This window comes from Hyphomonas sp. (genome assembly GCF_040882205.1).
GTDB lineage: Bacteria > Pseudomonadota > Alphaproteobacteria > Caulobacterales > Hyphomonadaceae > Hyphomonas.
In genome coordinates, this window is record NZ_JBBEBT010000071.1 from 1,167 (window position 1) to 6,905 (window position 5,739).

7 protein-coding genes and 1 pseudogene are annotated in these 5,739 nt (G+C 65.4%); all 8 read right to left on the minus strand.

Translation table 11 applies throughout. The features are described from left to right. On the minus strand, positions 1 to 872 hold an 872-nt coding region (locus WEA77_RS03115), incomplete at its 3' end, for a signal recognition particle receptor subunit alpha (RefSeq protein WP_368066399.1). Beyond that, positions 869 to 2,146, minus strand: a complete 1,278-nt coding sequence (gene mtaB, locus WEA77_RS03120) for a tRNA (N(6)-L-threonylcarbamoyladenosine(37)-C(2))-methylthiotransferase MtaB (protein ID WP_368066400.1) — start codon at positions 2,144 to 2,146, stop codon at positions 869 to 871. The genes WEA77_RS03115 and mtaB, both read right to left, overlap by 4 nt. Beyond that, positions 2,146 to 2,661 (minus strand): DUF3617 domain-containing protein, encoded by a 516-nt coding sequence (locus WEA77_RS03125; RefSeq protein ID WP_368066401.1) that lies wholly within the window; start codon positions 2,659 to 2,661, stop codon positions 2,146 to 2,148. Before WEA77_RS03125 ends, mtaB begins: the two co-directional genes overlap by 1 nt. A gap of 63 nt (positions 2,662 to 2,724) precedes the next feature. Further along, complete coding sequence (dapF, locus tag WEA77_RS03130) at positions 2,725 to 3,534, minus strand: diaminopimelate epimerase (RefSeq protein WP_368066402.1); 810 nt, start codon at positions 3,532 to 3,534, stop codon at positions 2,725 to 2,727. A 61-nt stretch (positions 3,535 to 3,595) separates the two neighbouring features. Next, entirely contained in the window at positions 3,596 to 4,021 is a 426-nt protein-coding gene (locus WEA77_RS03135; RefSeq protein ID WP_368066403.1) for a hypothetical protein, read from the minus strand. A gap of 22 nt (positions 4,022 to 4,043) precedes the next feature. Then, positions 4,044 to 5,117 (minus strand): annotated as a pseudogene (locus WEA77_RS03140) (MaoC family dehydratase). A gap of 46 nt (positions 5,118 to 5,163) precedes the next feature. Further along, positions 5,164 to 5,433, minus strand: a complete 270-nt coding sequence (locus WEA77_RS03145; RefSeq protein WP_368066404.1) for a hypothetical protein — start codon at positions 5,431 to 5,433, stop codon at positions 5,164 to 5,166. 103 nt (positions 5,434 to 5,536) lie between these two features. Beyond that, the coding region (locus tag WEA77_RS03150) for an ArsC/Spx/MgsR family protein (protein ID WP_368066405.1) at positions 5,537 to 5,739 on the minus strand (203 nt) is incomplete at its 5' end.

Sequence of the window (5,739 nt, forward strand, 5' to 3'; positions counted from 1 at the left end):
TCTTCCGCCTGCGCGCGCTCGACGGCGCCATAAACGAGCCCCGCCGCGTCCGCGCCATGTGCGCCCGCCATCACGGGAATGCCGCCGCGCTCACCCCAGACTTTCAGCTGCTCCACGGCCGCTGCGCGGAAAGTATCGCCCGCCACCAGCAAGGCCTTCGCGCCCTGCGCCTGAAGCTTGGATGCAATTTTCCCGATCGTCGTTGTCTTGCCCGAGCCATTGACGCCCACGAACAGCACCACGCGCGGGCGCGGCCCGTCGGAAAAATCCACCACCCTCTCGCGGGGGCGCAGGATCGCCTCAATCTCCTCGGCCAGCACGCTCCGGATCTCGTCGCCGGAAATCTCGCGGTCGAATCGCCCCTTGGCGAGCCCCCTCGTGACACGTGAGGCGACCTTGGTGCCCATGTCGGAGGTGATCAACAGGTCTTCGAGTTCCTCGAGCGCGGCGGCGTCCAGTTTGCGCCGCCCCAGCGCGGCGATGCCCTCGGTCAGCTTCGCCGTTGAGCGCGCGAGCCCTTCGCCAAGCGTGCCGAACAGTCCAGGGTCGCTCGCCTCGGCCTCGGCCGCAGCCCGCGCCGCCGCCTCGGCCTCTTCCCGCAAGCGCGCATGCTCGCGCCGCTCTTCCAGAAGTTTCAACTCGGCCGCCGCCCTGGCGCGCACAGCCTCGTCCTGGGCCTCCTGCGCCTCGCGCTTCTGGCGCTCCTCCCAGGCGCGGTTCGCCTCCGCGACCTTCGCCTCGATCTCGGCCTTCTCGCGCGCGGCCGCTTCCTGCGCGGCCAGTTCTTCCGCCGACACTTCCGGCGACGGCATTTCCCCGCCGGCGGCCTTCACCTCGTCGAGTGTCTTCTTCTTGCCGAACCAGAGGATCATGGGATGTGTGTTCCGAGAAGCTGTTTGCCGTCATGGCCTGTAATCCGCACTGGGAGGATAGTGCCGCCCTCCCCTGCCAGAGCATCCAGCCGGACGGGCGTGAAATCAGGAAGCCGCGCCGCCAGTCCGCGCTCCAGCAGCGCCCCGCGCACCTCGCCAACATGCCGCATGAAATGCCGCGCCAGCGCCGTCTCGCCCGCCGCGCGCAGGCGCGCTGCGCGTTCCTTCACAATCGGCTTGGCCACTTGCGGCATCTTCGCCGCCGGCGTGCCGGGGCGCGGGCTATAGGGAAAGGCATGCAGGAAAGAGAGGCCGCACTCCTCGACAAGGCGCAGAGAATTCTCGAAATGCGCCTCAGTCTCGGTTGGGAATCCGGCTATAATATCCGCACCCAGAGCAATGTCTGGCCGCACGGTGCGAAGACGCTCGGCCAGATCAATCGCGGCGCCGCGTAAATGCCGCCGCTTCATGCGCTTCAGGATCAGGTCATCTCCATGCTGCAGCGAGAGGTGAAGGTAAGGCGCCACGCGCCCCTCCCCCATCGCCTCAATAAGCGCCTCGTCCATCTCGATCGCATCAATCGAGGAAATCCTCAGCTGGTGAAGCTGCGGCACAAGCTTCAGGATGCGCTGGACGAGATTGCCGAGTTGCGGCGTACCCGGAAGGTCTGCGCCCCAGCTCGTCAGGTCCACACCGGTCAGCACGACCTCATAGTGGCCCGTCTCCATGAGACGCCGCACCTGCGCCACCACTTCGCCAGCGGGCACCGAGCGCGAGTTCCCGCGCCCATAGGGAATAATGCAAAAGGTACAGCGATGGTCGCAGCCATTCTGCACCTGCACATAGGCGCGCGCCCGGCCATCCATCCCGTCGATCAGGTGGGCGGCCGTTTCGCGCACACTCATGATGTCGTTGACGCGGACCTTTTCCTCGCCGCCGAGCAAGGTGACCGGCGCCCAGGTCCCTGCCTGCATCTTCTCGTGATTGCCGATCACGCGCGTCACTTCCGGCATCTGCGCGAAGCTCGCCGGATCAATCTGCGCCGCGCACCCGGTCACCAGGATCGGCGCGCCCGGATTGTCCTTCGCCGCCCGCCGGATCGCCTGCCGCGCGCCCCGTACTGCCTCGCTCGTCACCGCGCAGGTGTTGATGATCACGGCATCGCCAAGCCCCGCCGCCAGCGCATGGCGGCGCATCACCTCGGACTCATAGGTGTTGAGGCGGCATCCGAGGGTGATCACCGTCGGGCCAGAAGGAGGAGCGGTATCCGGCATCAGCCCGTCAGATCGCGCCTAAGCCGGAGAAATGCAAGCGCGGCGCGGCCGAATGCCCAGTTCGGCGCCGGGCACACCCCCGTCCGGTCGCCGATCAGCAGGGCTTCGGTGTCCATCATGAGGCCGTCGCCCGTCTGGCCGGACAGCAACATCCGACCGACAAAACTGTCGCCGCCCTTGCTGACGGCAAATCCCGCCGCGCCATACATCGCCACGCCGGAGAAATCGCAGGCCAGGTCGAAATCGATGGAATGCGCCCTGGTCCAGCTGTCGGTGGCCGCGCAGCCTTCGAAACAGTCAACCAGGCCTTCTTCGAGCGCCGCCTCCTCATCGGTCGACCAGCATTCCTCGATAGCCGAGCGCTCGGACGCAACTTCCACCGGCGCGCCGTTCGCCTGCGCATTGGCATACATGTCCGAGGTGACTGCCCACATGCCCTTGGTCACAGCGAGGGGCCCGGCGATGGCCGTGGCCTCTATCAGGCAGAGGGGCGCAAGCAGCAGGATGGGGCGCATGGGGATCTCCGCAGAATTCCCCCCGAGACTGGCCGAGCCCTGCCTGGCCCGCAAACGCGAACCCTAGACATCGGTCTCAAATTCCAGCTCCACCGGCCCGGTCATGTAGACATGATCGTCGCTCTCACGCCATTCGATGTGGAGTTCGCCGCCGTCCACGATCACTTTCGCCTTGCGCCCGGTCAGCTTGGCACGCGCCGCACACACCAGCGCAGCGCAGGCGCCCGTACCGCAGGCCTTGGTCAGCCCTGCCCCGCGCTCCCAGACGCGCAAGCGGATCGTCTGCTTGTCGATGACCTGCGCAAAGCCGACATTCGTGCCTTGCGGGAACAGTGGATGGTTCTCCACCAACGGCCCGATCTTTGGGATGTCATAGGCGTTCACGTCCTCGACAAAAAACACCGCATGCGGATTACCCATAGACACGACCGCCGGTAGCGCAAGGATCGGCTTATCGATCGGCCCGATCTTCAGGTCAACGCCGCGCACATCCATTTTCTCCGCGAGCGGAATATCTGCCCAGCCCATCAGCGGCGAGCCCATGTCCACAGTGATCAGCCCGCCGTCTGCGCGGAAGGCCTTCAGCATGTCCGCTTCGGTCTGGATCGTGATCCTGTCCTTGCCGGTCTCCTGCAGGATCAGCTGGCCAACGCAGCGCGAGGCATTGCCGCAGGCATAAACCTGCGCGCCATCGGCGTTCCAGATGCGCATGAACACATCCCTGGTGGCATCGCGCTCCAGCGCGATCACCTGATCGGCCTTCAGGTCGGCAGCAATCTGGCGGATCTGCTCCACGCTCGGCGCGAACGGCGCGGAGCGCGCGTCGAAAATGGCAAACGCGTTGCCGGCGCCGTTCATCTTCCAGAGCTTCATAGACGAACCCCTACCGGGTTTCCGGCGATGCGGGAAGCGGCCCTTGCGGCGCGTTCCCTGCTCATTTCGGCACCCGCGCAGAAACCACCCATCCGGCCACCTGGATTGCCAGCGCGCTGAATGTGGCAAGGGGTACAATCTTGTAATCCAGCATCAGGGCGGCGGCCGCCGCCAGCATGCAGCCATAGTCGACGAGGTCGCTGGACATCAGCCAGCCGAGCGGCGTGCGCGCCCGGCGCACGTCCAGCAGCGTCACACCCGGCCAGGCACGCCCCATGTCCGGCGGTCCGAACACCGCCATCACCTGTTTCGGCTGCAGGATGCCCGCCATTTCCGCAAGGTCCGACAGGCGCGCCTCGCCCATCGCAATCGTGCGCTTGCGCGCCGAGGTCCCGATCAGGCTGACCAGCGCCGAGAGGATGATCCCCAGCGCCAGAGCAAATTCGGTGAAATCCACATAAGGAAGATAGCCGCCCATCGGCCCCATATAGGGAGACTTTCCAGCTTCGTCAGCGGGCCCGCGGAATCGCGGCCCAATAATCAAAGTCGAGCAGCACGCCATTGGCATACTTGCCGTCCGCGTCCTTGTAAGGGAACACGCCCGGCGGCTGGTCCTTCACCGCCACGAGGCGCAGGCGCAGCGCGCCGCAGGTCTCCGAAAGCTCCGCCTTGTCCAGCACTTCGCTCCAGGCATAGATCGTGTCCCAGGCAAACAGCGGGCTCACATGGCTGCCGGCATTGATCGCCAGCAACTGCCCTGCATTCGCCAGCCCGTTGAACGAGAGGGAACGGGCAATCGAGATCACCACGCCGCCATAGATCAGCCGCTTGCCGAACCGACTTTCCTTCTGGCCGTGGAAATCGAAGTGCACCTTGGCGGTGTTCTGATAGAGGCGGGTCGCAATCTGGTGCTCGGCTTCCTGGATCGTCATGCCGTCGGCATGATTGATCTTCTCCCCGATTTCATAGTCCTCGTACACGTGCGGACTGCCGGATTCCGCGACGTTCCAGCGCTTCATCTGGGGAAACCCTGAAAGGTCCTTGGCGGCGACGGCCGCCGGCAGCTCCGGCACCACAGGTTTCGGTAGCGGCGATGTCTCGTAGCGCTAGTTGACCATTACCCAGCGCACATAGTTCAGCACATCTTCGCCATACTGGTTACGGCCGTTCGTCCGCACCCAGACGACTCCGGTCTTGCCGCTGGAGTTTTCCTTAACACCGATCACTTCGCTCGTCGCACGCAGTGTATCGCCCGGGACCACGGGCCGCAGGAAGCGCCCGTCGGCATAACCGAGATTGGCCACCGCATTCAGAGAGATATCCGGCACACTCTTGCCGAAGACGATGTGGAAGGCGTGCAGCGGATCGGCGCACAGGCCCGGCAGGCCAACGCTGCGCGCAAACTCGGCGCAGGAATACTGGGCAAACCGGCTGCCGTTCAGCGCACGGTAAAGGGCGAGGTCGCCCTCGGTCACCGTCTGCGGCGTCGCGTGCACCAGCGTGTCGCCGGGCTTGAAGTCTTCAAAGAAATTACCGGGGTTCGATTTCGTCCCGGATTTCCGGATCACTGTCTCGGCTGCCATGTCCCGCGTCTCCTGCTTGGCCGGAGCGCGTGCCGGGGCCGGAGCGTCAGCTCCGGATCCGGGACGCCGCGCCCAGCACGGTCTCGGCGAACACCTGCACCTGCGGGGCGGCGGAAATCAAGGCAGGCCCGGCAAAGGCCGACGCGGCCACGAAGCCGGCGGCCACCAGCAGCGCCGCCGCCATCACCTGCGCATCCCGGCGCTCGGCAAACTCCTCGAACGCCCGCGGACCCATCACCATATATGGCAGGCCAAAGGCGGCAAAGGCCGCAAAGGCCAGCAGGAGAACGGCAAGAACGAGAGCAAGGGTCATCATCCGCCCATACTGCCATGACAGGGCTGATTTTCGGCGAACCGGATCGGTGAAATTTGATCGATCGGCCCCGCCCCGCCCAGCGCTGCGACAGAATTACACGGGCTCAAACGATCTCCAGCAACCGCTCGTTCGGCCGGCCGAGCACGGCCTTCTTGCCGTTGATACCGATGGGCCGCTGGATCAGCTTCGGATTTGCCGCCATCGCGGCATAGACCTCAGCGTCGGCCGCGCTCTCCGCCAGCCCGGCCGCCACGGCATCCTTCGCCCGCAGGAATTCGCGCGGCGACTTGGCCCCCATCTTCTTCG

What these genes read in the sequence shown, in the direction of transcription:
- mtaB (WP_368066400.1), bottom strand. Translation starts at nt 2,146, where the DNA reads ATGCCGGATACCGCTCCTCCTTCTGGCCCGACGGTGATCACCCTCGGA.
- WEA77_RS03125 (WP_368066401.1), bottom strand. Translation starts at nt 2,661, where the DNA reads ATGCGCCCCATCCTGCTGCTTGCGCCCCTCTGCCTGATAGAGGCCACG.
- dapF (WP_368066402.1), bottom strand. Translation starts at nt 3,534, where the DNA reads ATGAAGCTCTGGAAGATGAACGGCGCCGGCAACGCGTTTGCCATTTTC.
- WEA77_RS03135 (WP_368066403.1), bottom strand. Translation starts at nt 4,021, where the DNA reads ATGGGGCCGATGGGCGGCTATCTTCCTTATGTGGATTTCACCGAATTT.
- WEA77_RS03145 (WP_368066404.1), bottom strand. Translation starts at nt 5,433, where the DNA reads ATGATGACCCTTGCTCTCGTTCTTGCCGTTCTCCTGCTGGCCTTTGCG.